28 protein-coding genes and 1 tRNA gene are annotated in these 26,401 nt (G+C 71.2%); 15 read left to right on the top strand and 14 right to left on the bottom strand.

Annotation, left to right across the window (positions count from 1 at the left end; all coding sequences use genetic code 11):
• Positions 1-61: 61 nt before the first annotated feature.
• The 3 genes from GA0074704_RS12325 to GA0074704_RS12315 form a co-directional block, all read right to left on the bottom strand.
• Complete coding sequence (locus GA0074704_RS12325) at positions 62-952, bottom strand: PucR family transcriptional regulator (protein ID WP_231926831.1); 891 nt, start codon at positions 950-952, stop codon at positions 62-64.
• 238 nt (positions 953-1,190) lie between these two features.
• Positions 1,191-1,979: an ABC transporter permease subunit gene (locus tag GA0074704_RS12320; RefSeq protein WP_088970631.1), complete on the bottom strand. Its 789-nt coding sequence runs from the start codon at positions 1,977-1,979 to the stop codon at positions 1,191-1,193.
• A complete protein-coding gene (locus tag GA0074704_RS12315; RefSeq protein WP_088973632.1) occupies positions 1,957-2,883 on the bottom strand; it encodes an ABC transporter ATP-binding protein in 927 nt (308 codons plus the stop codon). Before GA0074704_RS12315 ends, GA0074704_RS12320 begins: the two co-directional genes overlap by 23 nt.
• Before the next feature lie 312 nt (positions 2,884-3,195).
• Between GA0074704_RS12315 and GA0074704_RS12310 the strand changes: the two genes are divergently transcribed.
• Entirely contained in the window at positions 3,196-4,554 is a 1,359-nt protein-coding gene (locus GA0074704_RS12310) for a TrkH family potassium uptake protein (protein WP_088973631.1), read from the top strand.
• On the top strand, positions 4,547-5,224 hold the full coding sequence (locus GA0074704_RS12305; protein ID WP_172880527.1) for a potassium channel family protein: 678 nt from the start codon (positions 4,547-4,549) through the stop codon (positions 5,222-5,224). The genes GA0074704_RS12310 and GA0074704_RS12305 overlap by 8 nt, the downstream gene beginning before the upstream one ends.
• 104 nt (positions 5,225-5,328) lie before the next feature.
• Here the strand turns inward: GA0074704_RS12305 and GA0074704_RS12300 are convergent, their stop codons facing one another.
• From GA0074704_RS12300 to GA0074704_RS12290, 3 genes are all read right to left on the bottom strand, one after another.
• Entirely contained in the window at positions 5,329-6,585 is a 1,257-nt protein-coding gene (locus GA0074704_RS12300) for a TolB-like translocation protein (protein ID WP_088970630.1), read from the bottom strand.
• Positions 6,582-7,094: a SigE family RNA polymerase sigma factor gene (locus tag GA0074704_RS12295; RefSeq protein ID WP_088970629.1), complete on the bottom strand. Its 513-nt coding sequence runs from the start codon at positions 7,092-7,094 to the stop codon at positions 6,582-6,584. The genes GA0074704_RS12300 and GA0074704_RS12295 overlap by 4 nt, the downstream gene beginning before the upstream one ends.
• Positions 7,095-7,226: 132 nt before the next feature.
• Positions 7,227-7,703 carry a DUF6326 family protein gene (locus GA0074704_RS12290; protein WP_088973629.1) on the bottom strand — a complete coding sequence of 159 codons (477 nt, stop codon included), beginning with the start codon at positions 7,701-7,703 and terminating at the stop codon, positions 7,227-7,229.
• 273 nt (positions 7,704-7,976) lie between these two features.
• Here GA0074704_RS12290 and GA0074704_RS12285 point away from each other — a divergent pair, with 273 nt between their 5' ends.
• Complete coding sequence (locus GA0074704_RS12285) at positions 7,977-9,023, top strand: sensor histidine kinase (protein WP_231926830.1); 1,047 nt, start codon at positions 7,977-7,979, stop codon at positions 9,021-9,023.
• Complete coding sequence (locus GA0074704_RS12280) at positions 9,020-9,676, top strand: response regulator (RefSeq protein WP_088970627.1); 657 nt, start codon at positions 9,020-9,022, stop codon at positions 9,674-9,676. The genes GA0074704_RS12285 and GA0074704_RS12280 overlap by 4 nt, the downstream gene beginning before the upstream one ends.
• Positions 9,677-10,166: 490 nt before the next feature.
• Here GA0074704_RS12280 and GA0074704_RS29040 read toward each other — a convergent pair whose 3' ends face one another.
• Genes GA0074704_RS29040 through GA0074704_RS29760 form a run of 3 tightly spaced genes read right to left on the bottom strand, consistent with a single transcriptional unit; the run spans position 10,167 to position 10,908 of the window.
• Positions 10,167-10,340 carry a hypothetical protein gene (locus GA0074704_RS29040; protein ID WP_172880525.1) on the bottom strand — a complete coding sequence of 58 codons (174 nt, stop codon included), beginning with the start codon at positions 10,338-10,340 and terminating at the stop codon, positions 10,167-10,169.
• The gene (locus GA0074704_RS12275; protein ID WP_088970626.1) at positions 10,337-10,555 is read right to left on the bottom strand and encodes a hypothetical protein; all 219 of its coding nucleotides are present in this window, start codon (positions 10,553-10,555) and stop codon (positions 10,337-10,339) included. The genes GA0074704_RS29040 and GA0074704_RS12275 overlap by 4 nt, the downstream gene beginning before the upstream one ends.
• A complete protein-coding gene (locus tag GA0074704_RS29760) occupies positions 10,552-10,908 on the bottom strand; it encodes a hypothetical protein (protein ID WP_088970625.1) in 357 nt (118 codons plus the stop codon). Before GA0074704_RS29760 ends, GA0074704_RS12275 begins: the two co-directional genes overlap by 4 nt.
• Before the next feature lie 220 nt (positions 10,909-11,128).
• On the opposite strand from GA0074704_RS29760, the gene GA0074704_RS12265 reads away from it, so the two are divergent.
• Positions 11,129-12,256: a helix-turn-helix domain-containing protein gene (locus GA0074704_RS12265; protein ID WP_088970624.1), complete on the top strand. Its 1,128-nt coding sequence runs from the start codon at positions 11,129-11,131 to the stop codon at positions 12,254-12,256.
• Positions 12,253-12,831, top strand: coding sequence for an HD domain-containing protein (locus GA0074704_RS12260; RefSeq protein ID WP_088970623.1), 579 nt, complete (start codon positions 12,253-12,255; stop codon positions 12,829-12,831). Before GA0074704_RS12265 ends, GA0074704_RS12260 begins: the two co-directional genes overlap by 4 nt.
• A 2,257-nt stretch (positions 12,832-15,088) precedes the next feature.
• On the opposite strand, the gene GA0074704_RS12255 is transcribed toward GA0074704_RS12260, so the two are convergent.
• A tRNA-Val gene (locus tag GA0074704_RS12255) sits at positions 15,089-15,160 on the bottom strand.
• A gap of 48 nt (positions 15,161-15,208) precedes the next feature.
• Positions 15,209-15,688, bottom strand: a complete 480-nt coding sequence (locus GA0074704_RS12250; RefSeq protein WP_088973628.1) for a TIGR02611 family protein — start codon at positions 15,686-15,688, stop codon at positions 15,209-15,211.
• Between the two features lie 370 nt (positions 15,689-16,058).
• On the opposite strand from GA0074704_RS12250, the gene GA0074704_RS12245 reads away from it, so the two are divergent.
• Positions 16,059-16,490, top strand: coding sequence for an SsgA family sporulation/cell division regulator (locus GA0074704_RS12245; protein ID WP_007457244.1), 432 nt, complete (start codon positions 16,059-16,061; stop codon positions 16,488-16,490).
• Between the two features lie 79 nt (positions 16,491-16,569).
• Here the strand turns inward: GA0074704_RS12245 and GA0074704_RS12240 are convergent, their stop codons facing one another.
• Entirely contained in the window at positions 16,570-17,346 is a 777-nt protein-coding gene (locus GA0074704_RS12240) for an SDR family oxidoreductase (RefSeq protein ID WP_088973627.1), read from the bottom strand.
• A gap of 136 nt (positions 17,347-17,482) precedes the next feature.
• Between GA0074704_RS12240 and GA0074704_RS12235 the strand changes: the two genes are divergently transcribed.
• From GA0074704_RS12235 to GA0074704_RS12215, 5 genes are all read left to right on the top strand, one after another.
• Positions 17,483-18,379, top strand: a complete 897-nt coding sequence (locus tag GA0074704_RS12235; protein WP_088970622.1) for a helix-turn-helix transcriptional regulator — start codon at positions 17,483-17,485, stop codon at positions 18,377-18,379.
• 7 nt (positions 18,380-18,386) lie between these two features.
• The gene (locus tag GA0074704_RS12230; protein WP_088970621.1) at positions 18,387-18,842 is read left to right on the top strand and encodes an RrF2 family transcriptional regulator; all 456 of its coding nucleotides are present in this window, start codon (positions 18,387-18,389) and stop codon (positions 18,840-18,842) included.
• On the top strand, positions 18,842-19,360 hold the full coding sequence (locus GA0074704_RS12225; protein WP_088970620.1) for a GNAT family N-acetyltransferase: 519 nt from the start codon (positions 18,842-18,844) through the stop codon (positions 19,358-19,360). Before GA0074704_RS12230 ends, GA0074704_RS12225 begins: the two co-directional genes overlap by 1 nt.
• A 118-nt stretch (positions 19,361-19,478) precedes the next feature.
• Positions 19,479-19,658, top strand: coding sequence for a DUF4236 domain-containing protein (locus tag GA0074704_RS12220; protein WP_088970619.1), 180 nt, complete (start codon positions 19,479-19,481; stop codon positions 19,656-19,658).
• A 105-nt stretch (positions 19,659-19,763) separates the two neighbouring features.
• Positions 19,764-20,282: a potassium channel family protein gene (locus GA0074704_RS12215; protein WP_088970618.1), complete on the top strand. Its 519-nt coding sequence runs from the start codon at positions 19,764-19,766 to the stop codon at positions 20,280-20,282.
• Here GA0074704_RS12215 and GA0074704_RS12210 read toward each other — a convergent pair.
• Both GA0074704_RS12210 and GA0074704_RS12205 read right to left on the bottom strand, forming a co-directional pair.
• The gene (locus tag GA0074704_RS12210; protein ID WP_088970617.1) at positions 20,251-21,150 is read right to left on the bottom strand and encodes a hypothetical protein; all 900 of its coding nucleotides are present in this window, start codon (positions 21,148-21,150) and stop codon (positions 20,251-20,253) included. The two genes, GA0074704_RS12215 and GA0074704_RS12210, sit on opposite strands and share 32 nt — an antisense overlap.
• A gap of 24 nt (positions 21,151-21,174) precedes the next feature.
• Complete coding sequence (locus GA0074704_RS12205; RefSeq protein WP_088970616.1) at positions 21,175-21,696, bottom strand: VOC family protein; 522 nt, start codon at positions 21,694-21,696, stop codon at positions 21,175-21,177.
• A 47-nt stretch (positions 21,697-21,743) separates the two neighbouring features.
• On the opposite strand from GA0074704_RS12205, the gene GA0074704_RS12200 reads away from it, so the two are divergent.
• From GA0074704_RS12200 to GA0074704_RS12190, 3 genes are all read left to right on the top strand, one after another.
• The gene (locus GA0074704_RS12200) at positions 21,744-22,208 is read left to right on the top strand and encodes a MarR family winged helix-turn-helix transcriptional regulator (RefSeq protein WP_088970615.1); all 465 of its coding nucleotides are present in this window, start codon (positions 21,744-21,746) and stop codon (positions 22,206-22,208) included.
• A gap of 57 nt (positions 22,209-22,265) precedes the next feature.
• A complete protein-coding gene (locus tag GA0074704_RS12195; RefSeq protein ID WP_088970614.1) occupies positions 22,266-23,936 on the top strand; it encodes a tetratricopeptide repeat protein in 1,671 nt (556 codons plus the stop codon).
• 240 nt (positions 23,937-24,176) lie between these two features.
• Positions 24,177-26,396 carry a HelD family protein gene (locus tag GA0074704_RS12190; RefSeq protein ID WP_088973626.1) on the top strand — a complete coding sequence of 740 codons (2,220 nt, stop codon included), beginning with the start codon at positions 24,177-24,179 and terminating at the stop codon, positions 26,394-26,396.
• Positions 26,397-26,401 lie beyond the last annotated feature (5 nt).

Genomic DNA, 26,401 nt, shown 5'->3' with positions numbered 1-26,401 from the left:
TGGGAACCGTCACCAGCTGACCGCCGAGATACGGACGCCCTGGGGCGGCCCCGGTTCGTACTCATCGCGTCGTCGCGTCGGGCCAGCCGAGCAGTCGGGCGCCGAGCACCGCGGCGTGGAGGGTGAAACGTTGGGTGGGCTCGTTGGGGTGGTAGCCGGTCAGGTGGTGGATGCGGTCGAGGCGGTAGGTGACCGCGCGGACGGACAGGTGCAGCTGCCGGGCCGTGGCGGTGTGATTGCCCTGGTTGTCGAAGAGCACGCTGAGGGTGTCGAGGTACGGCCGCGGCCCGCCTCGGGCGCCGGTGAGCGGACCGAGAACGGTGGCGACCAGATCCGAGATGGCGCCGCGGTCGCGCAGCAGGACGGGGAAGACCAGCAGGTCGGCGGCGTTGAGGACGGGAGCGGTGAAGCCCAGCTTGCTGGCGTGGTCGAGGGCGTCGCGTGCCTCGTCGAGCGAGGCGACGAGACCGGGCATGCCGGGGTGCGGGCGACCGACGGCCACCTGCCATCCTCCAGCGCCGAATTCGGCGAGCAGCAGGTGTGCCAACTCTGCTCCGATGCCCCGCAGGCCACCCGCGCTGATGCACACCAGGTCACCGTTGCGCTGGGTGGTGAGGGTGTTTCCTTCGCCGAACCGGGCCGCCAGGGCCGCGTCGACACGGCGGACGATCTCGGCGGTGAGACGGGGCGTGCGGGCGACCAGGACGGTATGGGTTGCCGACAGGCGGATGCCGTAGCGGTGGGCGCGTTCGGCCAGGCCGCCGGGTTCTGCTCGGCCGGTGAGCAGGTCGTCGACGAAGGCGGACCGTTCGGAGTCGTGTCGTGCCAGCTCGGCACGGGCCTGACGGCGGTGGCCGGCGAGGGCGCTCACGAGCACCGCGTGTGCGGTGGCCAGCAGCGCCGCAGCGCGGGCGTGGACGGCCCCCGGAGTGTCGGCGGAGTCGACAGACATCGATTTCCAGCAGCGGTCGGCAGCCGCGAGCACGCTGTCGGCGACCTCATCCGGCTGCAGGTCCGCGTCGGCCGCGCGGGCACCGAGCCGGGCGGCGGCCTCGTGTCGCCGGTTGCCGTCCGGGGCGCGCAGCAGTTCCTCGCACGCATGGGCCAGCCAGGCGCGGCCGTCGGTAGGTGGTTCGTGTGGGGCTTGCCGGCGGCCGCCCGGCGAGGCCCGGGGACCACCGCGGTCCGTGTCAGACACCGATGTCACGGCGGTCGAACAGGAACACTCCGACGGCCGTGGTCACGGCGCCGACGAGTACGAGGGTCAGCAGGTGTGCCGGGTGCCAGCCGGTGTGCAGCGGGTCGGTGCCGATGAAGTAGTGGAACGGCGAGAGCCAGCGCATCCACTGCCAGCCGTCCGACATTCCACCGATGGCGTTGGCCATGTACGTGGTCACCGCGAGTACGCCGGTGACTGCCAGCACCGCGCCGCGTCTGCCGGTGGCCGCGCCGGTGAGGAAGGCGATACCGGTGAAGCACCAGACCAGGGCGATCAGGCCGACCCCGGCTGCCGCCACGTGGGACAGGGCGATGTCCATTCCCACCTGCGGCACGATGATCATCAGGAGGAGCAGCGGGACCGCCGCGACCACTGTGACGGCGGTGCCGGTGGCGGCCAGACGCTGGCCGGCGAAGGCGGTGCGCGACAGGGGGTTGGTCAGCAGCAGTTCCATGCGCCCTTCCTCCTCGGGCCGGGCAATGGTCCGTGCGGTCAGCGTGGTCGCGCACATGAGGACCAGCAACGGCCCGACCAGACTGAAGACCGTCGCCTGGAGGTAACCAGCCGGCGAGAGCATGTCCGCGATGCCGAGGAAGTCCAGCATTCCCTGGGGCAGGGCATCCTGTTTCAGCTCGGCCGCGCCCTGGAACTGGCTGTAGAAGGAGGTGTAGACGACGGTGAAAAGGGCGACGCCGGTGGTCCAGGAGATCAGCGCACGACGGTCGTCGCGCCAGGTCTTACGCACCAGTGCGGGCACCATCGCCGGCTCCTTCGGAGTGGTAGTAGAAGGACAGGAAGGTCTCTTCGAGGTCGGGCTCGGCCGACAGCAGGTCAATGACGTCGTGCTGTGCCGCCGCCTTGATCAGCGGATCGAGACGGCCGTCCACGGTGCAGCGCAGCACCGGTCCGGACACCGTCACGTCACCGACTCCGGGCAGGGCGGTGAACTCCCCCGCGTCCACCGGATCACCGAAGTGGATTTCCACGGACCGCACGGCCCGTTTACCGAGGGACTCCACCCGCTCGACCGCGGCCAGCCGGCCGTCGCGGACGATGGCGACCCGGTCGGCGGTGTGCTGCACCTCGGCCAGGACGTGGCTGGACATGAACACGGTCTGACCGTCGGCCCGGGCGTCGCGGACCATGGCCAGGAATTCCTGCTGCATGAGCGGGTCCAGACCGCTGGTGGGCTCGTCGAGGATCAGCAGGGCCGGCTGGTGCATGAACGCCTGCACCAGGCCGACCTTCTGCTTGTTTCCCTTGCTCATCGTGCGGACCGGACGGGTCAGGTCCAGCTCCAACCGCTCGGCCAGGGCGGTCACCTGCGACCAGGCCACCCCGCCACGGGCGTCGCCGAAGAACCGCAGCAGGTCCTCGGCCTTCTCCTGACCGGGAAACGCCAGCTCGCCGGGGAGGTATCCGATCTGGCGGTGCAGGGCGGCTTTGTCGCGGCGGGGGTCGAGCCCGAGGACGGTCGCGCGGCCCGCGGTCGGCCGGAGGAAATCAAGCAGGAGCCGGATGGTGGTTGTCTTCCCGGCGCCGTTGGGCCCGAGGAAACCCATCACCTCCCCGGTCCGGACCTCCAGTGTGAGATCTTCGATGCCGCGTCGTCGGCCGTAGAACTTGGTCAAGTTCTCGGCGAGCACGGCGATGTCGCTCGTCATGCCCACATCGTTGCGCTGGTGCCCGTCCACGATCCAGGGCGACGCCCGGCCGAGATCGGTGCCACGCATTGCCGGAACCCGGCAGCGAGGCCGCGAACGCCGGAGGGCACGGTTCAGCGGCTGCCGACCAGACTTCCCGGCGCTCCACGGACCACGATGATCCCAACGGCCGCTCCCCCACGCCACCGGCTGACACCACAGCAGATCACCGCCCTTGGGTTCATGGCAGGATCCAGGCGTGATGCAGGCACAACAGGCCCGGCGGACGACGCCGGCAGTAGGACCGAGCCAGGCGACCAGGCCATGGGGCTGATGACTCGTCGGCCGGCCTGGCAACGCCGCAACACCGGATTCCGGCACCCCGCCCAAGTGATCTCCATCGGTTTCGGCACAGCAGTCGGGCTCGGAACCGCTCTGCTGTCGTTGCCCGTGGCGACCCGGTCAGGGCAGTCGGCACCGCTGATCGACGCGCTGTTCACCGCGACCTCGGCAGTCTGCGTCACCGGCCTGGTGACGGTCGACACGGGAAGCTACTGGTCGTCGTTCGGGCAGGTGATCATCCTGCTGCTCATCCAGGCCGGCGGGTTGGGCATCATGACGCTGGCCACCCTGTTCACCGTGCTGGTGTCCCGCCGCCTCGGATTGCGGGCCCGGTTCCTCGCCCAGGCCGAGACCAAGAGCCTGGACCTGAGTGACGTGCGCGGCGTCGTCCGACGGATCGTGGTGTTCAGCCTCGTCAGCGAAGCCGTCGTCGCCGTGGCGCTCGCTCTGCGATTCGCGGCAGGACACGGTGAGCCGGTCTGGCCGGCGATCTGCCACGGGGTGTTCCACGCCGTATCGGCGTTCAACAACGCAGGATTCTCCACCAACGCGGACAGCCTCGTCGGCTACGTCACCGACCCCTGGGTCAACCTCGTCGTCGCGGGCGCGGTGGTCCTCGGCGGGCTCGGGTTTCCGGTGGTCTTCGAGCTGGCCCGGTGCTGGCGCCGGCCGGCGATGTGGTCGGTCATGACCCGCCTGACGGTCGTCCTGACGGTCACCCTGCTGACGCTGGGCACCGCTGTGCTGACCCTCACGGAACGAACCAACCCGGCAACACTGGGCCCACTGAGCGGGCCCGAGAAGCTGCTCGCCGGGTTCTTCGCCTCGACGATGACCCGTACCGCCGGGTTCAACAGCCTGGACATCGGGGCGATGCGCCCGGAAAGCCTGCTCGCCAGTGACGTGCTGATGTTCATCGGCGGCGGCAGCGCCGGCACCGCCGGCGGTATCAAGGTGACCACGTTCGGGCTGCTGGCGTTCGTCCTCTGGTCGGAGATGCGCGGCGAGACCCACGTCAACGTCGGGCGGCGACGCGTCCCGCCGAGCAACCAGCGCCAGGCGCTCGCGGTCGCCTTGCTGAGCGTCGGAGCCGTCATCGCCGCCACCTTCGCCCTGGTGGTGATGACCAACCACGGACTCGAACGGGCACTGTTCGAGGCGGTGTCGGCATTCGCCACAGTGGGGCTGTCCACCGGCATCACCGGTAGCCTGCCACCGCAGGCGGACCTGCTGCTGGTCGTACTCATGTTCGCCGGTCGCATCGGGCCACTCACCCTGGCGTCCGCGCTGGCGTTGCGGGAACGAACCCGACGCTTCGAACTGCCCGAGGAAAGGACGATCGTTGGCTGACCTGACCGAACCCGTGGTGGTCATCGGCCTGGGCCGCTTCGGCGCCGCCCTGGCCCTGGAACTGGCCGGCCGGGGCACCGAGGTGCTCGGCATCGACCACCGCCCGAAGGTCGTACAGGCGCTGTCCGGACGCCTGCCGCACGTGATCACGGCCGACTCCACCGACATCGAGGCGCTACGCCAACTCGGGGTGTCGGAATTCCGGCGAGCGGTCGTGGCGATCGGCACGGACATCCAGGCCAGCATCCTCACCACCAGCCTGCTGTCCGAGCTCGGCATCCCCGACATCTGGGCCAAGGCCGTCAGCGACCAGCACCGGCACATCCTGACCCGGGTCGGCGCCCACAAGGTCGTCGCCCCGGAACACGACATGGGCGAACGGGTCGCCCACCTGCTCTCCGGCCGCATCCTCGACTACGTCGAGGTCGACGCCGACTTCGCCGTGGTCAAGACCACCCCGCCCCGCGAGGTGGTCGGCATGCCACTGCGCGACTCCCGGGTACGCAGCCGCTGGGGCGTCACCGTGGTCGCGGTCAAGCCCCAGGCTCCGCCGATGGGCCGACGCTCCGAGTTCACCCACGCCACCCCGGACACCGTGCTCGCCTACGGCGACCTGATCCTCATCGTCGGACCGGTCGACAGCGTCGAACGCTTTGCCGCCAGCGAGTAAGCCCACTCGTCACCGACGGGAGGTGAAGGCGCACATCCAGTCGATGGATGTTCGCCTTTCTGCTTGCCGTGCTTCCGCCTGACGGCGTGGTCAGGCGGAACCCCTCACCTGACGGCCCGAAGGTCGAGCACCATCTGTTCGCGGTCATCCGAGCGGAAGGTCAGCACCTCGGGATCGAGGTCCATGAGCTGCAAGTTCCAGCCGTATCCAGGCGAAGCGCCCGCCGGTCGCGGCTCGGCGACACCGGCCGCGCTGCCGGTGGTGCGGTCCCAGACCAGGTGCAGCGTCGACGTCGGGAGTTCGAACTGACCGACCGCCAAGCGACCGGCCATGCTGGGCTTCAGTTCGCCGGTCCAGGGCAGTTGGACGACATCGGTGCCATCGAGTGACTGCAGGGCGACCCGGTCGCCGGCGCCGCGTCCGGTGCACCAGGTCGGGCCGCACCACACGAATCGGATGCCGCTGGCTGCCTGCCACCGGCGGCGTTCCCCGGTCACCACGTTACGTAGTTCGCCGGAGGTCTTCGCCTCCACGCCGGTCCCGTACCGCTGGTTGATGATCCACGGTGCCACGTTGGCGATGTCGAAACCTTGCGAGCCGGGCACTTCGACGGCCGGACCGCCGCTCAGCGGAACGGTACGGACAGACACCGTCGGGCCGGCCGGCAGCTTCCAGGTCCCCTGCGCCTCCTGCTGCCAGATGATGCCGTCCCCGACCGGGCTGAACCGGGGCGACGACCCGTTGGGCAGGTCAGTCAGCCTACGCGCCGGGCCACCGTCGAGCGGAGCCGCCCATGCCTCCCGGACAGGCCGGTTGCTCCGGGTGCCCTCCACGAACCAGACGACCTGCCCGTTTACTTCCCGGGCCATCAGGACCCGGGAACGCGCCAGACCGTCGCCCACCGCGGACGTACCGAGCAGAGTCACCGTGCCGGCGCGGGTGTCGAAGACCGAGGGGGCCGCTTCCCCCGAGGAGCCATCCCTGGCCACCAGGTAGCGGTCGTCGCCCAGCACGGCCGCGACGGCGTAGCCGGAGCCGTCCGGGAGCGTCGCGGGCAGCCGGTGGACGGCGTCTGGCCAGAGCTTCTCCGGCTCGGGCAGGTTGGTGAAGTCGGGGATCCGGTCCGGGGAGAAGCCATATTGAGGTCCGAGGTCGGGCGGTGGCACGGCCGTCCGCACCACGGTCACCGCGCCGGCGGCCGCCACCACGACGGCGCAGGCCGCGGCGAGGGCCGCACGTCGCCGCCGACGGCGACGCTGCCGGCCGCGGACCGCGTCGACGGGGTCGTAGCCGGGCACCGGGGCCTCCGCCGCCGCCCGGGCCAGGGTCCGCGTCAGGTGTTCTTCCAGGTCATTGCTCATCCCCGCCTCCCAGAGGTCGTTTCCCGGTGCTGGTCGCTGTGCGCCCGGAGCTTCTCCAGGGCACGGAAGGCCTGGCTACGGACGGTGCCGCGGGAGATGCCCAGCAGCTCCGCGATCTCGTTGTCGGTCCGATGCTCGTAGTAGCGCAGCACCAGGACCGCCCGCTGCCGCACAGGCAGACCCGCCAGCAGCGGCCAGAACTGCGCCTCCGCGTCGACCCGGTCGATCCCCGGGTCCGCCGCCGGCCGGTCCGGCACGTCGGCCATCAGCCGCTCCCGGCGCAGCCGGCGCCACCGGCTGATGTGCAGCCGCGCCATCGTGGTCCGGACGTACGCGTCAGGGTTGTCCCGACGAACGACCCGCGGCCAGGCCGAGCCCAGCCGCGCCAACGCCTCCTGCGCCAGGTCTGCCGCGTCGTGCGGGCTGCCGGTGAGCACGTACCCGTAGCGCACGAGCGACGTCCACCGGGCCCGGACGAACTCCTCGAACGCTGGTTCGGCACCATCCATGGCCACCTCCTCGAACGCAGGACGCCCGGGCGGGGAAATCTGTTGCACGGCCGGCTGGGTCCTGGCGCTACTCGCGGTCGCTGTTGCCGGAGCCGCTGTCACCGGCCCCGCACACCGGGCCTGCCTCCAGCGTCACACCTCGGCCTGAGCGAGGTCACGGCCGGCCGCGGCTCGAACGGCCCGGGGCCAGGTCCATGCGGCGCGCAGGATGAAGGCCAGGAGCAGCAGCTCGAGTCCGATCGAGAGGCCGTAGAAGTAGAGGTAGGTCCAGGACTCGCCGTCCGCGTTGTAGACCGAGACGGGGATGTAGAGCGTTGCCACGACGAGGTTGGTGGCGCGGTTGACACGGGCGGGAAGTGTCGTGGAGAGCAGGATCATGAGGATCGGGATGGCCATGAGCGTGAGCGCGAGGGCGACGAACGTTGGGCCGGTGTCGAACTCGTGGACGACGCCGACCCGGATGTCATCGATGAAGCCGGGCTTGTACAGGGCGAGGTAGTCGACGTAGATGTAGAGGAACATGAAGCTGGCCCAGGCCGCGGCGAGCTTCGCCCGGACCGGGATGTGCGCCTCCTGGAGCGCACCGGCTGGTCTGTCAGTTCTGGTCATCACGTCTCCGATTTGCTGGCGTCAGCCGGGTCGGCTCACTCGATGTCTCAACCATGACCAGCGTTGGCGGGCGCCACATCCGCTTGCGGGCTCTGGCTGTCCTGGCCCCAGGCACGGCACATTCGCCGTACTTTCGGCTGATCCGCCCGAGCGGCGGCCCCCTTACGTTCTGCGAGAGGGGGAAGCATGCTTGCTGGGATCTGGGCTGAGCCTCGCCCCGCACGCCCGCCGGTGCGGGTGTGGCGGGACTGGGCGCTGTCCTCGGCTCTCGTCGTGATCTCGGTCGTCGAGATGCTGCTGCGCGACGACAGGGCATGGGCGCCGCTGCTGGTCGGCGTCAGCGTCGTGGTCGCGGCGTGCCTGCTGTTTCGACGTACCCGGCCGCTGGCGGCGGTCACCGTTGCCTTCGGAACCGTTCTCGCCTTCGACATCGCGAGAATCGCGGTCATCGACGCCACCGGCCTGCTGGGCATCGCAGGGCTGCTCGTGCTGCCCTACGCCCTGCTGCGCTGGGGGGCAGGTCGCGAGGTTGCCCTCGGACTCGCCATCATCCTCACCTGGCTACCGGTCACCCTCGTCGCGGAGCCGACCTCGGCTGCGGAAAGGGTCGCCGGTTACGGCTTCTTCCTGTGCTCGGCCGCGCTCGGCGCGGCAGTGCGCTACCGCACCAGAAGCCACGACCGCGACGTCGAGCAGGTCCGGCTCCACCAGCGCAACGAACTCGCCCGCGAGCTGCACGACACGGTCGGCCACCGCGTCTCGGCCATCGCCGTCCAGGCACAGGCCGGTCGCGCGCTGGCCGCCGCGGATCCGAAGCGCGCGCTGGCCACCCTGGTCACCATCGAGGAAGAGGCGTCCCGGACGCTCAGGGAGATGCGCGCCCTCGTGGGTGTGCTGCGCGACGGTACGGACGCCGATCTCGCCCCTCGGCGAGGGGTGGTGGACATCGAACGACTCGCTCGTCCCGGCGGCGAGGTGCTGGGCGTCCGCGTGCAGGTCCGCGGTGACGTCGAGGCTGTTGAGCCAGCAGTCGGCACCGCCCTCTACCTGATCGCCGCCGAGGCGGTCACCAACGCGACCCGCCACGCCCGCGGCGCCACCGATGTCACCGTCGACGTCACCGCGTCCCGCGGCCAGGTGCACCTGCGGGTGCACGACGACGGCGAGGTGACCGCGACCAGCTCCCCGCAGGCCGGCTACGGGCTGCGCGGCATGGCCGAGCGGGCGAGCCTGCTCGGCGGCACCCTCCGGGCGGGCCCTGATCCGGACGGCGGCTGGATCGTCGACGCCTTGCTGCCTCGGACAGTGCGCGCGTCATGACCATCCGCGTGCTGGTCGCTGACGACCAGGACATCGTCAGGGCGGGCCTCTGCATGATCCTGGACGCCCAACCGGGCATCGCCGTCGTCGGCGACGCCGCCGACGGCCGCCGGGCGATCGCCATGGCCCGTTCACTGCGTCCCGATGTGTGCCTGCTGGACATCCGCATGCCCGAGGTCGACGGGATCGAAGCCACCCGCCAGCTCGCCGGAGCCGACGTCGCCGATCCGCTGGCCGTCGTCGTCATCACCACCTTCGACCTCGACGAGTACGTCTACGGCGCGCTCAAGGCAGGCGCCCGAGGCTTCCTCCTCAAGGACGCCGGCGCCGAGATGCTCGCCCAGGCCGTCCATGCCGCCGCCCGCGGCGACGCCCTGATCGCACCGAACATCACCGCGAGGCTCCTGTCCTCCTTCGCGAACAGCCGCTCACGCCCGGTGCCCCCTGAGCCGATCGAGCCGCTGACCGCTCGCGAGGAACAGGTCCTGCGAGCCGCCGCTCGCGGGCGGACCAACAGCGAGATCGGGGATGAGCTGTCCATCAGCCTCAGCACCGTCAAGACCCACATCGCCGCCCTGATGCGCAAGCTCAACGCCCGCAACCGGGTCGAAATCGTGATGTGGGCCTACGAGACACGCCGCGTCGGCACCTGATCGGCGCCCGCAGGCTCGAGTCGCGGAAACCAACGCTGACCACTTCGGTGGCCTCTGGGAGGTCACGCCGAACAGCTCGCCTGCATCACCGTGGGTCAGGACCCTGAGTCTTGCTCGGCTACATAGAGAGCCGTCGACTGCCGCACAGAATGGCGGAGCACTCCGGGGTGCAGTTGGATGCCGTTCAGGGCCGTCGGGCGGTGTTCAACACCGTTCAGTGCCCCGTCTGCTCCCATCCCGCGCACCCAAGCTCGACGGAATACCGCTGGCGGCTGACCGGTGGACACGGCCTGCTGCCGGCCGGGCCGGCACCGATGCGGTTACCGACCTGCGTGGGCGGTACTGGGATCGAACCAGTGACCTCTTCGGTGTGAGCTCTCGGCGAGCCGGTCGGGTCGGGTTTGATGCGAGGTCAGACGGCGTGGTAGCGCACTTCTCGGCCCGGGTTCGGCCGGCACCGTTGCTGTACTTCACTGCTGTACTGCTGGCGTCAGACGAGGCGCTGGATGCGGACCTTGGGCCGCTCGTTCCTGAGGTGGCCTAGCTTGTGCTGGCGAACCTGCTCGTCCCAGACCTCCTGGTCGTAGTCCGGGTCCGGCGGGATCCACTTGTGGGACCCATCGCTGTAGTGGAACTTCTCGTCACCAAGGCGCAGGATGCTCACCGCAGCCAGCCCAGGAACCGCCGGTGCAGCACCCCACCCGGCACCCAGTGCAGATCCGCCGACGCCCGCACCAGCTGCGCGCCCATGTACAACGCAAGCGACACCCGCGCGTCCACGAACTCCGCCCGCAACTCACGCCGCCGGGTCCCGCACGGCCACGACGCGCCGCACCCACCGCAGCTCCACACCGGCAGCACCGGCCCGTGCGTGGTCACCGCGGGCCTCCGAGCACGGTGGCCGTCAGCCGCCGGGCCTGCCGGCTGGTCGCCCACTCCACCTGCCAGCACGGGTACGGCGTGAGCCGGCCCCACCAGGCCCGGCAACCGGTGCATATGCCGTCCAGGCCCCGCAGGTGTACGCCCAGGATGCGCCACTCGTGAGCCGTCACCGCTCCTGCTCCGGCCAGTGCGCCGAGCTGATCGGAATGCGATGCCGGTTGCGGCACGGCAGGTCGACGCCGCAGCGGCATACCCAGCGCCACCGCCGCCACGACCACACCGGCCGGTGCCGCCGCGCCAGAGTCATCGCGACGGCGATCACATACTGGTCGTACGACACTCGTCGCCACGCTGGCATCCTCTCCCCCATGACCGGCTCCTTTCGTCGGGCAGCAGCTAACGACCGACCCCGATCCACGGGACCGGAGATGGAACGTTCGGTAACTGCGACGCTACGATCACGGCGGCGACGGTTGGACTCACCCGCAGTACGGGTGGACAGGCCATGGACCGTCGGCAGCATGAGTTCCACGGCGGAAACGTCGACCTTCGGTCAACGTGGGGATTCGGATGGCAGGTCGCGGACGATCAGCACCTCAACGCGGTGAGGTGACCGGCTACCTGATCAAGCTCATCCGAGAGTCCATCCCGTTGACTCAGGAGCAGCTCGCCGTCGACCTGGACGTCGACCGGGCAACCGTGCAGAGCTGGGAATCCGGGCGCCGGTCATTCACAGCAGTGCCGCTCGGACAGGCGATCGCCGTCCGGCACAGGCTCGGACGGCTCGGCGCGAACCCCACTCTGCTCGCCGCACTCGACGACGCCGCCGAAGCCGACCTCATCCTCGCCGCTGTCCTCGACCAGCACGTGACGCAGTCCGACATCGCCGAGCAGCCGCTCGGCTGGTCCGTCCTCACCCATCGCCTGACCGACCTGATTCTCTGGGCCGTCCTGGGGCAGACACCGAGCTTCGCCCGAGGGCTGCCCCTCACCCCTCCGCGGCGCGGTCCGGTAGCTTCCGGGCCGACCCTGCCCGTGGACCAGAGGCATACGTTCTTCGCTCACCTTCAGGTGCTCGCCGAACGCGCCGCCACCGGACGCGACCCGAACGTGCTGCTGCACCGACAAGCCTGCTTCCTCGCCGGCATGGACCCAACCAGGGCGGCGGCCGCCTGGCTCGCCCACACCACTGCCCGCGCTCGTCGGAGGAGCGCCTTCCACACCTGGTCACCGCTCTGGCCCGACGCCCGTTCGGTCGTCACGTCCCTCGCCAACCAGGGCGACCCGGAGCCACTACGCCACTTCATCGCCCGCGCGCATCCCGACGACGCGTGCGAACGAGCAGCCCTCAACTACTCGGCCTACTGGGTGGGCGAGATCCCATACCGCCAGCGCGACGACTCCTTCATGCCCGGACCGCTCATCGACTGGCATGGCTCGGTCCTCCTACGACACCTCGTCGGACGGCTGGACCCGGCACACCCGTTCGTCGATCTGAACATCCACAACGTCTGGGCTCTGCTGGCCGCACGCCGCAGCCTCGTTCTCGACAACCCCAACCAGGGTCGAGAACTCCTCGACCGCACCATCGAACTTCTCGACAGCGACCGGATCTCCGCGCAGTCGCGGCAGGAACTAACGTCTATCGTCTACAGCCTGCGGGCGGACGGACTCACCGGCACAGGGACGGGCAGATGACCGAGGACCACGAAGCCGCCGGAGCGATGACCTTCATCTTCGAAGCCGGCGTCCTGAAACGCGCCGCCCGCACCGGCTGGTGGTTCGCCGGCGTCAAGCACCCCGAGTCCATCGCCGAACACTCATTCCGGACCGCGCTCATCGGAATGATGCTCGCCGCCATGGAGGGCGCCGACCCGGCCCGAGTGTCGATGCTGTGCGTCCTGCACGACACCCAGGAAACTCGGATCACCGACATCCCCCACATCGCCAAGCGCTACCTGACCGCCGTGCCCAACACCGCCGTCACCGCCGACCAGGTGGCCGACTGCCCACCCGCCGTCGCAGACGCCATCACCGCGGCCGTGGCCGAATACGAAGCAGGCGAGACGCTGGAAGCAGTCGTCGCCCGGGACGCCGACAAGCTCGAATGCCTCGTCCAAGCGGTCGAGTACCGCCACCAGGGCGTCGACAACGTGCAGCGTTGGATCGACAGCTCACGAGCAGCGCTCAAAACCGCAAGCGCCCACCGGCTCGCCGACGCCGCCCTCGACGGGCAGCCCCTCTCCTGGCTCGCTCCCCCGCAACGCAAGTGAGATCCAACTAGCTGCGTCGGCGCGGCGCAAGAATGCGATCAGAAAGGCCAGCCTCAGCAGTCCCGGCAACATTCGACCTCAGCACACGAACTGGCTCACAGCGGTGACCTCTTCGGTGTGAATGCTGGTCCCCGTCAGTCGACGTGCCCCAACCGATGCCATCTGATGCCGTCAGGTTCGGGGCAGCTACCGTCTAAGGTCGGCTGGCCATCGTTGGCCCGGTGTCTCTTGCTGACGGAGGCGCACGGCCATGCCCTTTGACCTCCAGAGAGCGGCAACTCAGCGGTCGGTTGTAACCCAAGTCGATGATAGGAGCGGGAGCGGGGATGTCACCATCGGCGCGAGTGTCGATATCCGACCACTTGTTCGGAATTCTTGAGGGAAATGCGGTAGATTTTAGCAATGTCGACTGGCCAACAGGCCTCTTCGGCACTACGCCAACTGGTGCATTAGTCCATACGGGGATTAACCGATGATCTGTGAATGTCACTGTCGATGTTGTAGAAGCACCGCCGGAGCTTGACCTTGACCCTTGGGAAGAACTTGTCGAGGTGAGCGTCGTTTCGACCCAGGGCGACCGTCGAGTTCACCTTTTAGAGTATGAGGAAGCAGAGGACGTACCGCCTCTGCCACTTTTGAGCAGCAAAGGGTCCGGGAAGTTATCGCATCAGGGGCCATGCACGGAACAGAGATGCATGCTTTGACTCCGTTGACTACACATCCTCGGAGGAGTACCTTTTGGTCGCATGGCAGGCACCCACGGCATCGTCGCTCATCGCACAAACAAACGACAGATGCGGATATGGCCTCAGGCTGTCTACCGTCAGGGCATCGTCTGCTCAACTGTAGTGCCGAACGCAGGCGAGCCACATCCATCGATTCTCGCCTCCGGCAGGAATCGCTTGAAGCGGGCCAGCAAAGTGGAACGTTCGCTTGCTAAAGTAGGTGCGCTTTTCGCCACCATTGCCCTCATGATGGGCGGGTGCGGAACTAGGAACCAAGGAGGTGCGGTTGTGGAGCCCGCCGGGGATTCCGCCGTAGTAGTGGGAAGCGCCCCGGGAACCTGGGCACCTTCCGGACCCTCACCAGACGTCCAGGAGCTTTCAGACGTCGCGCTTCGGTTTGCGACTACTTGGGCACGCCCGGGCATTCCCTTCGAACAATGGCGGCGTGACGTTCAACAGTTGTGCACACGGCAACTCGCCACCCTATTCGGAGCGGTCAGCAATTTAGACGTACCGGCAAGCCGGGTCACCGGAACGCCGAGCTTGGTCGCAACGGGAACTCCCGCCTACACGTTCGACGTACCCACTGATGCGGGGACGGTGAGGGTGTCCCTTTCCAACAGAGAACGGCACTGGAAGGTGAGCAGCTTCAGCTTCTCATCTACAGATGACGTCAACGCTCCTGCCGCCAAACCGGAGCCTACAGGTACGCCCTAGCCCTGCCAGCCATTACAGAGCCGACAGGAGGCCGAGCTTTTCGCCATCCCACCTCAACCACCCACGACCGGAACCGTTCGGCAACTCCATCTCGGAGTCGTCTGGCCCCCGCCGGAGGCAGCTCCAACCCCGGCCCCTCCCCCACCCTTCACCCCTCCTCAACCTCACTCTGTCCGGTCCTCGGCGAACTCAGCCGGAGAGCAGGGACGGAGGAGAGCGCCAACGGCGCCCCAGGGATGGCACCAGGGCCTCGTATAGATCGTTCGGCAACTTGGTCGCCCGGCAGCGTCCCACAAGCATTCCCGTGCTTCGGGAGCGCTGAGAACCGGGTGATGGAGTGTCCGCTTGGCCTATCTGCCCCGGGACTGGGCACCGGACCGCTGAATGATCCAGGGGTGACGCGCGGGGCGGGGCGTGGGTTGCGGGCCGGCTGACTTTCCGCCCCGGCGCCCGTGGGCGCCGGGGCGGCGGCTCCGCAGGAGCCGTTTGCCGCGCCCCGACCCGCGCCGCGCGGAACGCGCTTGATCCAGTTACAGGCGAATTCGGCAATCGGCCTGTAAGACCCAAGAGCCGCGCACGGCAAGGCGACAGCGCGCCTCCACCCAGGACTGCCGGACGTGTAGAGCCGGGTGGGCCGTCCCGGCCGCCCGAGGGCGCCGCGGGGAAGCAACGAGGGCCTGGAGCTACAAAGCCGATCTCCTCGAGAGCGGCCCTGAAGCTCTCTGCCACACGCCCGCTGATGATCCGCTGACCGCCCTGCCGTACGGCAGCAGAAAGGCCACCTCCCGAAGCCGGGAAGTGGCCTTTGACCTGAGTGGGCGATACTGGGATCGAACCAGTGACCTCTTCGGTGTGAACGAAGCGCTCTCCCGCTGAGCTAATCGCCCTCAGCGCCGTTGACTCTACCCGATCGTGGACCCGGACCAAAAACCGGGTCAGTGCGTGGCGAGGTAGTGCCCGATGCGGGCGACGAGGTCGATGCCGAAGCTGTACTTCAGCGACAGCCAGACCACCACGGCGACGAAGACCAGCCCGACGGACCCGAGTACGAACCGCACCCCGAGGGACCGGGTGGTGACCCACCGGGTCCAGGCCTGGACGTGCCGGCGGGTGAAGCCGAGCAGCCGGCGGGCCCAGTGGAACTCGACGGCCCAGATGGCGAGGCCGGCGATGACGATGAGCCAGCCGGGGCCGGGCAGCGGGATCAGGGCGATGCCGACGGTGACGACGAGGGCGCCGGCGATCGCGATGAGGATCTTGAGGGTGACCCGGCCGGTGGGGTTGGACCGGATCAGGTCGAGGGTGGTGCGGAGTCGTTGGCGCCAGGCGCTGCGCGGCCGGTCGGCGACGGCGGTGCCGCCCCGCCGCGGACGGTCGGATCCCGTTGCCCGACCGTTCCGGTCCTCCTGCTCCATCGGCACCCGTTACCCCCGACTTTTGGCTGCTCAAACCCCACCGTTCGGTGGACTCACGGTGGGCGCGGTATCCGTTATGGAGCGTCTCTGCCCTATTTCGCCCGCGAGTGTTGCGCCGGACCGTCACTCCGGCGGACGACTGGACGTTACCGGAGTAAGTCGACGTCTGAACCACCCGACTTCCGGGCGGGATCACGCACTGGGCAAGACCGGAAATCCTACAAGAATTTTCACATTCGCGAGGACGCTCCGACCCCCTTCCCACCACTGGGTGAAGTCAGCGTATGGCGGAGCGTAGCCAGAGGTAGCACCTGAGTATGGGAAAAGCGGGACACGCGCGTTCCGCAGCGGTGCCGGGGGGAGAACGTCCATGAGTGTCATCCGACCGACGACCGTAGAGGTCGAGACGTCGCTAAGGCTCGTCGCACCTGACGCCACGGCCTTGCCGGTGCGCGCCAGTCTGCGCTACGACCCTGCTGACCCGTATGCGGTCCATGTCCTGTTCCATGCCGAAAGTGCCGGTGGCGAGGCGGTGAGCTGGTCGTTCGCCCGCGAGCTGCTGGTCACCGGCCTGGACGAGCCGGCCGGCATCGGTGACGTCCGGGTCTGGCCGTGGGCCACCCCGCGCGGCGACTTCGTCGCGCTGGCGCTGTCGTCACCCGACGGCAACGCCCTCTTCGAGGTGCCGCGCAGCGTCCTGGTGCGCTTCCTGCGGCGGACCTACGTCGTCGTCCCGCGGGGCCGCGAGGCCGAGCACCTGGACGTCGACACGGCGGTGAACCGGCTGCTCGCCGGTCGCTGAGCACGCACATCGCAGCCGCGCGGACCTGCCGGGTCCGCGCGGCTGCGGCTACCCACCATCGGGTACGCGGGCAGCCCGCTCACCCGTGTGTCGTCATCCCCCCGTCGACCGGGATCACCGCGCCGGTCAGGTACGCCCCGGCCCGGCTGGCCAGGAAGATCGCCGTGCCGGCCATGTCCTCGGGGCGGCCGATCCGGCCCAGTGGCACCTGCGCCTCGATGGCCGCCCGGGATCCCGGGTCGTCCAGGGCGAAGGCCATCATCCGGCTCTCGAACGGTCCGGGCGCGATGGCGTTGACGGTGATCCGCTCCCCGGCCAACTGGTGGGCCAGGGTGCGGGTCAGCATGTGCACGGCGGCCTTGGTGGCGGAGTAGGCGTACACCTCCATGAACGGCACCCGGATGCCGTCGACCGAGCCGATGGTGATCACCCGGGCCGGGTCGTCGGCGCTGGCTGCCGCGCGCAGCGCGGGCAGCAGCGCCGTGGTGAGCCGGAAGACGGCCTTGACGTTGACTGCCCAGAGCTTGTCGAAGGCGCTCTCGGGGTACGCCTCCAGCGGCGCCCCCCAGGTGGCGCCCGCGTTGTTGACCAGCACGTCGAGCCGGTCGACCCGCTCGCGGACCGCGGCGGCGAGCCCCTCGGCGCCGGCGTCGGTGCTCAGGTCGGCCGGGATCGCCTCGCAGCGCCCGAAGGCGGACAGTTCCTCCGCCACCGCCGCGCAGGCCTCCGCCTTGCGGGAGGAGATGATCACCCGGGTGCCGGCCCGGACGAACCCCTCGGCGATCATCCGGCCGATCCCCCGGGAGCCGCCGGTGACCAGGACCGTCTTGCCGTCGACCGAGAACAGATCCGTCATGCCCATCCCATCGCCGCGCGGCCGGCCAACCGGACGCTACCGAGCGGTAACCTAATCCGCCCGGCGCGGCCCGGACAAGCCCCGACGGCACCGCTCGGGATGCAACCTGCCGGAACGGCGGTTAACGTCGAAGTCGATGGTCTCTTCCGGACAGCTCTCCCCGGCCACCCGTACCGACCTCTCCCCCGCCGAGATCGACACGCTCGCGCTCGGCGACCTCGCCGCCGAGCGCGGCTGGCGTCGACCGGTCCTGCTCGACGCCGACCTGCTGGTGCTGGTCACCGGCGGGCACGGCACCGTCGAGCTGGACTTCCGCTCGCTGCCGGCCCGCCCCGGCACGCTGCTGCGCGCCCGGCCCGGCCAGGCGCTGCGCCGCACCGGTGCACAGCTGGACGCCACCGTCGTCCGCTGGGAGCCGGCCGCGCTGCGCGGCCTCGACGTCGACCCGGACGCGGTGCCCACCGTGCGGCAGCTCACCGGGGAGGACGAGGACGCGGTGATCAACGAGATCAGCCAGCTCGCCGTGGACTGCCGCCGGCACCGGGACGTACCGGCCGCGCGGGGGTTGCTGCGCCACCAGCTCGCGGTGCTGCTGCACCGGCTCGGCCTGGCCGACGCCACCGCGCCGGAGAACCGGCCCGAGGCCACCACGTTCCACCGGTTCTGCCGCGAGGTGGAGGCCGGCTACCAGCACAGCCGGCGGGTCGAGGACTACGCGGCCCGACTGGGCTGCTCGGTGCGTACCCTCACCCGGGCCTGCCTGGCGGTGACCGGGCGCAGCGCCAAGCAGGTCATCGACGAGCGGGTCGCGTTGCAGGCCGCCCGCATGCTGGCCGCCACCGACGAGCCGATCGCCCGGATCGGCCGGCGGCTCGGCTTTCCCGAGCCGACCAACTTCGGCCGCTTCTTCACCCGCGAGGTCGGGGTCAGCCCGGGCGCCTTCCGCGCCGGGGCCGACCAGCCCAACCCCGGCGCCCGCATCGTGCGCCCCCGACCGCCCGCCGACCCGAGCGGCGGCACCGGCCAGGCATGATGGCGGGGTGCAGATCTCCGCGCGGGGTGACTACGCGGTACGGGCCTCGCTGAGCCTCGCCACCGCGTACCCGAAACTCATGTCCACCCAGGCCATCGCCGCCGAGCAGGACATGCCGCGCAAGTTCCTCGAGGCCGTCCTGGCCGACCTGCGCCGCGCCGGCATCGTCCGGGCCCAGCGCGGCGCCGAGGGCGGCTACACCCTCACCCGCCCGCCCCGCGAGGTCACCGTCGGGTCGATCCTGCGCGCCGTGGAGGGCCCGCTGGCCGGGGTACGCGGGCTGCGCCCGGAGGAGACCAGCTACGAGGGTTCCGCCCAGCACCTGCCCGGGCTCTGGGTGGCTGTCCGGGCCGCCGTCCGGCGGGTCGTCGACGAGGTGAGCCTCGCCGAGATAACCAGTGGCCGGCTCCCCGCCCACGTCCGTAGGTTGACGGCTCAGCCCGACGCCTGGGAGCCCCGCTGATGCCCACCCCCGTCCTGCGCACGCCCCGGCTGCTGCTGGAGCCCTACCGGCGTGCCGACGCCGAAGTCGCGGTCGCCCTGCTCACCGACCCTGAGGTGGGCCGCTACATGGGCAACGGGCCGATGGGCGAGACCCAGGCCCGCGGCGTGTTCGACCGGCTGTTCAGCCAGGTCTATCCGCAGGACCGGTTCGCCGTCTGGGCGGTCCGCCGCGACGGCGAACTGGTCGGGCACGCCGAGATCAAACGGACCGACGACGTCGACGGCCACGAGATCATCTACGCGCTCCTGCCCTCGGCGTGGGGCGCCGGGCTGGGCAGCGAGATCGCCCGGGCGGTGGTCGCCCACGGCTTCGACACCCTCGGCCTGTCCACCGTGTACGCCACCGTGGCGGCCGACAACACCGCCTCGCTGGCCCTGCTCGACCGGCTCGGCTTCCGGCACGAGCGGGACGTCACCGAGGACGACGGCAGCACCACCCGGGTCCTCGCCCGGCACCGCCACCCGACCGCCGACTGAGGCGGGTGCGGACCCGACCGTCCAGTGCGGAACGGAGCAGGTTTCACGAAAAGCCGTTCCGGGCATGTTCAGCGCCGAGACGGTAGGGCATCACAGGGTACGGCGAAGGGAGCCCACGATGGGTCTGATGTTCCGCAAGCGGAAGAAGTACGGGCCGCTGATCCTCAACTTCACCGAGAACGGCATGTCCTCGTGGACCATCAAGATCGGTCGCTGGTCCTGGAACTCCCGGGCCAAGGCGCACCGCGTGGACCTGCCGGGGCCGCTCTCCTGGAAGCAGGACAAGTCCCGGGCGTGACGTCCCGAGGTTGAACGGGGTGCCGGTGGTTCACCGGCACCCCGTTCGGTTCGTCCCGGGCCGTTCGGGCCGGCGGGAGGGGCGCCCGGGCGCAGAATCGGCGGCATGGCGCAGGCGGTGTCCTGGAAGTGGCAGCGGCGGCGGGCGTTGCTGTCGGTGGTCCTGCTGCTGCTGGCGTACTTCCTCGTGCCGGTCGAGGCCGACCCCAACGGCCTGCGGCTGGCGCTGCGTTCCGTCGGCACGCTGCTGCTGGTGCTGATCGTCGCGGTGGTGGTGACCGGCCAGGTACGCCGGCAGATCGCCGCCACCCGGCAGGGCACGGCGGCGGAGCTGCACTCACTGATCCGGCTCGCCGTCGCCCTGGTCGCCGGCCTGCTCGCCTTCGCGCTGGCCGACTTCGTGGTCGCCGACAGCCGGCCCGGCGAGTTCGTCGGCCTGCACACCCGGGTCGACGCGCTCTACTACGCGCTGGCCACGCTCACCACCGTCGGCTACGGCGACGTGCACGCCCAGGGGCAGATCGCCCGGATCCTGGCCTGCGTGCAGATGCTGTTCAGCATCGGTGTCATCACCACCGGCGCGTCCATCGTGGTCAAGCAGCTGACGAGCCGTCCCCGGGGCTGATCAGCACGTCCCCACCCAGCCGGCCGTGCTCCGGTTCGCGGCGTACGGCGCCTGCGTCGAGCAGGGCGGTCAGCGCCCGGGTGGTGTCCTCCACCCGGTAGACGGTCGAGGTCAGCGTGAACCGGCGCAGCTCGGTCACCGTGGCCGGGCCGCCGCGCTCCAGCTCGGCGACCAGTTCGCGGCGCAGCGGGCCGGGCTCCGGGTGCAGCGAGACGTCCAGCGGCCGCCCGGCCGGGTCGGCGGGGTCGCGGTAGCGGACGCCGGCGTACTCGTCGACCGCCCAGAGGGCGTCCTTGAACGCCTCCAGGCTCTTGTCCAGCCCGGTGGCGTAGCCGAGCAGCCAGGCCGGTGAGCCGTCGGCGGGCACCAGTTCCACCTCGGCGACCAGCGGGAAACCGGCTGCGGTCAGGGCCGGACGCAGCGGGGCCGACCCGGGCGTCACGGCGAGCAGCTCGGCCGGGCGGCCGGTCGTGACCGCCTTGAGCACCGCCGGCTCGGGGGCGGCGCCGTGCACCACGGCCAGCAGCGGGTCGCCGGCCGCGCCGGCGGCCTTCAACGCCACCGGCAGCCGGGCCGGGTCGCCGGGCACCACGTGCACGGTCACCTCGCCGGGAAGGGTGGCCTCCGCCGCGCCCAGCCGGGCCGGCAGCTCCTGGTCACCGCCGGCCAGCACCAGCACGGTCAGCCGCCGCCCGCGCAGCCGGTCGGCGAACTCCCCCACCACCCGCAGCGCATCGTCGGCGCCGGCGGCGTCACCCCCGGCGTACGCCAGGGCGAGGGTGGCCCGCCGGGAGCGGCGCAGCGCCCCCGGCAACCAGGCGTCGAGCTGTCGGACGAGCAGCTCGGTGAGGACGGCGTCGATCGGCATCCTGCCGTTCTACCGCACCGGCGATCAGGCCGGGACGGAGATCCCCACCCCGCCGCGGGTCTGGCCGCCGTAGCGCCGCTTCTCCGCGTCCAGGTCGAGCCGGCCGATGCGCTTGCGGCCGGCCAGCGCGGCGTCGTCGAGCAGGTCGGCCGGGACGATCCAGACGATCTCGAACTCCAGGCCGTCCGGGTCCTGCCCGTACAGGCTCTTGGTGGTGCCGTGGTCGGAGGCGCCGACCAGCGCGCCGGCCGCGGCGAGCCGCTCGGCGGTGGCGCCCAGCTCGTCGAGGGTGTCCAGCTCCCAGGCCAGGTGGTAGAGGCCCACGGTGCTCCGGCCGGCGGGTGAGCGGCCGGCGCCGGCGCCGACCTCGAAGAGGCCGAGGTCGTGGTCGTTGGTGGAGCCGGGGGCCTGGAGGAAGGCGGCGCCCCGGAAACCGTCCGGCGTCATCGGCACCCGACGGAAGCCGAGGACGTCGCGGTAGAAGGCGACACTGCGCTCCAGGTCGCTGACGTAGAGGACGGCGTGGTTGAGGCGGTGGATTCCCATGCCACCCACGCTAGCTCGTTTTAGTTGAGCGTTCAACCAAATCGGGTATGCTCCAGGTCATGACCCGGTGGCTGGATGCCGACGAACAGCAGACCTGGCGGGCCTTCCTCGCCTCCTCCCGCGCCCTCATGGAGACCCTGGACCGGGAACTCCAGCGGGACGCCGGCATGCCGCACGCGTACTACGAGATCCTGGTCCGGCTCTCCGAGGCGCCCGGCCGGTCGATGCGGATGAGCGACCTGGCCGACGCCACCGGCTCCTCCCGCAGCCGGCTGTCGCACGCCGCGGGTCGGCTGGAGGCGGCCGGCTGGGTCCGCCGCGAGGAGTGCCCGAGCGACCGCCGCGGCCAGCTCGCCGTGCTCACCGACGACGGCTTCGCGGCCCTCGCCGCCGCCGCCCCCGGCCACGTCGAGGGCGTACGCCGGCACCTGTTCGACGCCCTCAGCCCCGCCCAGGTCGACCAGCTCCGCCGGATCAGCGAGACGCTCGCCGCCCACCTGACCGGATCCTGACCAATCCACACCGCCGGAGGGGTTGTACTTACCGTTGTCGGCTGAGCACGATGGGGCGTGCCTTCCCGCCTCGGTGAACTGACCCTCCAGGCCCAGCAGCTGGTGGCAGCCGGCGACCTGGCCGGCGCGCGGAGCCTGCTCTCCGACGCGCTGACCGACGCCGACCCGCGGCCGGCGAACGCCACACCGGAGCTGACCGAGGCGGCCGGCCTCCAGGCCAAGATCCTGATCGCCCTCGGCGAACCGCACGCCGCGCGCGGCTGGGCCGCCTTCGGGCACGCCGCCACCACCCGGCTGTACGGCCGCTCCGACGAGCGGGCCATCACCGCCGCGGCGACCCTGGCCGCCGTCCTGCACCAGGTCGGCAGCGACGCCCGGGCCGCCCGGCTCTACTCCGACGTCATCCTGGAGCTGACCGCCCGGGACGGGCCGGAGTCCCCCCGGGTGCTGGCCGCGCACGCCGACCTGGCCACCGTCGAGCACGCGCGCGGCCAGTGCGCCCTGGCCCGGGACCGGCTGCTCGACGCCTGGGAGCTGCACCGGGAGGTCTACGGCGACGGTCACCCCAGCGGGATCAAGATGCTGGCCCGGCTCGGCCGGATGCAGCGCGACTGCGGCCGGTACGCCGAGGCCCGGGAGAGCCTGGCGCTGGCCGAGGAGCTGACCCGCCAGCACCTGGCCCCCGACGACCCACTGGCCGCCCAGGTGGCGACGCTGGCCCGGGCGGCACCCGACCCGGGTCACCTCTGCACCGACACCACCCCGACCGGCGGGGCGGGCGCGTCGGGTCGGTGGGACGTCCCGGTCGTCCCGGCCGCCCGTACCCCGACCCCCGAGGAGGGACCGGTCGATCCGCTGGGCCACCGGTCGGACACCGACAGCGACCCGCTGGCTTATCCAGGCGTCGACGCCTCCGACCCGCCGGCCGCCGAGCCGGACCCCTTCGACCGGCCGGAGCCGCAGGCCGATCCCTTCACCGACGCCGCATGGGCGTACTCGCCGCCGGACGCCCGGCAGGTGCCCGCACCCCGACCGCCGTCCGACACCGGGCGGTTCCACGCGTTCGACGACGACGGGTGGTGGCCGCCCGACCAGGTCGCCGACGACCCGTTCCCCGATCCCGGACGCGACCCCCTGCCACCGGCCGTGGTGGCGCTGGCCGGCACGGCGGAGGACCCCCCGGGCGTACGGAGCCTGCGACCGCCGGCCGACCCGGAGCCGTCCTCGCGCCTGCTGCCGGTGCTGGTCCCCCGGCAGCCGGTCGCGCCAGCGCCGCGCAACCGGCTGCTGCCACTGGTCGTCGGTGGGGTGGTCGTGGTGCTGCTCGGGGCCGCCGCGGTGATCGCCGGGGTGTCCCGCTTCGACACGCCCGCCGACCCGGCGCCCACGGCGCCGACCACGTCCGGGGCGGCCGGCCCCGCGCGGCCCACCGCGACGCCCCGCGCCGCGGCCCGACCCGGCAGCCCGCCCACCGCCGTGGGCCTGCGTGACCGGCGGGACAACATCGCGCTCGCCTGGACGTACCCGGCGGGCGGCGAGGGCCCGGTGGTCATCTCGGCCGGCCGGTCCGGTCAGGAACCGCGGGTCTTCCAGCAACTGCCCGCCGGGACGGACAGCTTCATCGTGTACGGCCTGGACCGGGTCAACGACTACTGCTTCACGGTCGCCGTGGTCTGGTCGACCGACACCGTGGCGAAGGCCGCCCCGGTCTGCACCCGACGCCGCTGACCCGGCGGCGTCCCGGCCGGGAACCGGCGGGCGGGGAGGGTGACGTGCGTCCGGTGCGGTGGTCCGGGGACGGGCCGGCGAGGTATCTTTGCCCGTTCGCGGAAACGAAAAAAGAACGGCATGAAAGCCGTTCTGCGCAGTGATCCTAGCCAATGAGGAGACGGCTTGTCAAGGCAGTCCGGCGGTGCCGGGGACCCGGCGAACCACGACGAGATCGGCCACGAGCAGGAGTACGTCTCGATGCTCTACGACCGGCTGGACGGCCTGCGCGAGCAGGCGGCCCGCCGGCTCACCGACGAGCTGCGCAACACCGGCGGCACCCAGCAGGCCCGCTCCCAGCGGGACTCCAGCGTCAGCTGGTACGCCGAACAGATCGAGCAGTTCTCCGCCGTGGAGAACGGACTCTGCTTCGGCCGGCTCGACGGCTCCGACGGCGCGCGGCACTACATCGGTCGGATCGGCATCTTCGACACCTCCGGCGACTACGACCCGCTGCTGATCGACTGGCGGGCCCCCGCCGCCCGGGCCTTCTACCTGGCCACCGCCGCCAACCCGCAGGGCGTACGCCGCCGCCGGCACCTGCGCACCCGGGACCGGAAGGTCACCGGGCTCAACGACGAGGTGCTGGACATCGCCACCGCCTCCCCCACCGCCCACGAGGAGCTGACCGGCGAGGCGTCGCTGCTCGCCGCGCTCAACGCGGGGCGTACCGGGCGGATGCGGGACATCGTCGAGACCATCCAGGCCGAGCAGGACCGGATCATCCGGGCCGAGCTGCCCGGCGTGATGGTGGTGCAGGGCGGTCCCGGCACCGGCAAGACGGCGGTCGCGCTGCACCGGGCGGCGTACCTGCTCTACACCCACCGCCGCGAGCTCTCCACCCGCGGTGTGCTGCTGGTCGGCCCGAACGCCACCTTCCTGCGCTACATCTCCCAGGTGCTGCCCACGCTGGCCGAGACGGGCGTGCTGCTGCGTACCCAGGCCGACCTCTTCCCCGGCGTCGCCGCCCGGCGGGTCGAGTCCGCCGAGGCAGCGGCGCTCAAGGGCCGCGCGGTGCTGGCCGACGTGCTGGCCGAGGCCGTGCGGGACCGCCAGCGGGTCCCCGACGAGCCGCTGGAGATCGAGCTGCCGCAGCGGGAGATCCTGCACCTGCACCCGGAGACCGTGCGGACCGCCCGGGACCGGGTGCGCCGCTCCGGCCGACCGCACAACCTGGCCCGGGCGCTGTTCGACGTCGAGATCGTGCACGCCCTCGCCGGACAGGTCGCCGAGCGGATCGGCGCCGACCCGCTGGGCGGGGAGAACCTGCTGGAGGAGGCCGACCTGGCCGAGATCCGCCGGGAGCTGCGCGACGAGCCCGAGGTCCGCGCCGCCCTCGACGAGCTGTGGCCGGTGCTCACCCCGCAACGGCTGCTCGCCGACCTGTACGCCTCCCCCGAGCGGATCGCCACCGCCGCGCCCATGCTCACCGACGCCGAACGGGAGCTGCTGCACCGCGAGCCCGGCGGCTGGACCCCGGCCGACGTACCGCTGCTCGACGAGGCCGCCGAGCTGCTCGGCGAGGACGACCGCGCCGCCGCGGCCCGCCGGGAACGCATCCGGTCCCTGCAACGGGAGTACGCCGAGGGCGTGCTGGAGATCGCCCGGGGTTCCCGGTCGATCGACGTGGAGGACGAGGCCGAGGGCGGCGAGATCCTCGGCGTCACCGACCTCATCGACGCCGACCGGCTGCTGGAACGGCAGGAGGAGGCCGACCGGCTGACCACCGCCCAGCGGGCCGCCGCCGACCGGGGCTGGGCGTTCGGCCACGTGATCGTCGACGAGGCGCAGGAGCTGTCCCCGATGGCGTGGCGGCTGCTGATGCGCCGCTGCCCGAGCCGGTCGATGACCATCGTCGGGGACGTCGCGCAGACCGGGGCACTCAGCGGCACGCCCTCCTGGGGCGAGGCGCTGGAGCCGTACGTGGCGCGGCGCTGGCGACTGGAGGAGCTGACCGTCAGCTACCGCACCCCCGCCGAGATCATGGCGGTGGCGGCCGAGGTGCTGGCCGGGATCGACCCCGACCTGCGGCCACCCCGCTCGGTACGCGCCGCCGGCGTACCCCCGTGGGACCGGACGGTCGACGGCGGCCGGCTGGCCGCGGAGCTGGTCGAGGCCGCCGGCCGGGAGGCGGCCGGCCTGGCCGACGGGCGGCTCGGTGTGATCGTCCCCGCCGGACGGGTCGACGAGCTCGGCGCCGCGGTCGTCGCCGCCCTGCCCGAGGCGGCCGTCGGCGAGCAGCCCGAGCTGGAGAACCGGGTGGTCGTGCTGACCGTCGCCCAGGCCAAGGGCCTGGAGTTCGACACCGTCCTGGTGGCGGACCCGGACGGCATCGTCGCCGAGTCGCCGCGCGGCCGCAGCGACCTCTACGTCGCCCTCACCCGCGCCACCCAACGCCTCGGCATCCTCCGCCCCGCGTGAGTGGA

The sequence above is a fragment of the Micromonospora siamensis genome (assembly GCF_900090305.1).
GTDB lineage: Bacteria > Actinomycetota > Actinomycetes > Mycobacteriales > Micromonosporaceae > Micromonospora > Micromonospora siamensis.
The sequence above is the reverse complement of the archived record's forward strand: the minus strand, read 5'-3'. Positions and strand labels throughout refer to the sequence as shown.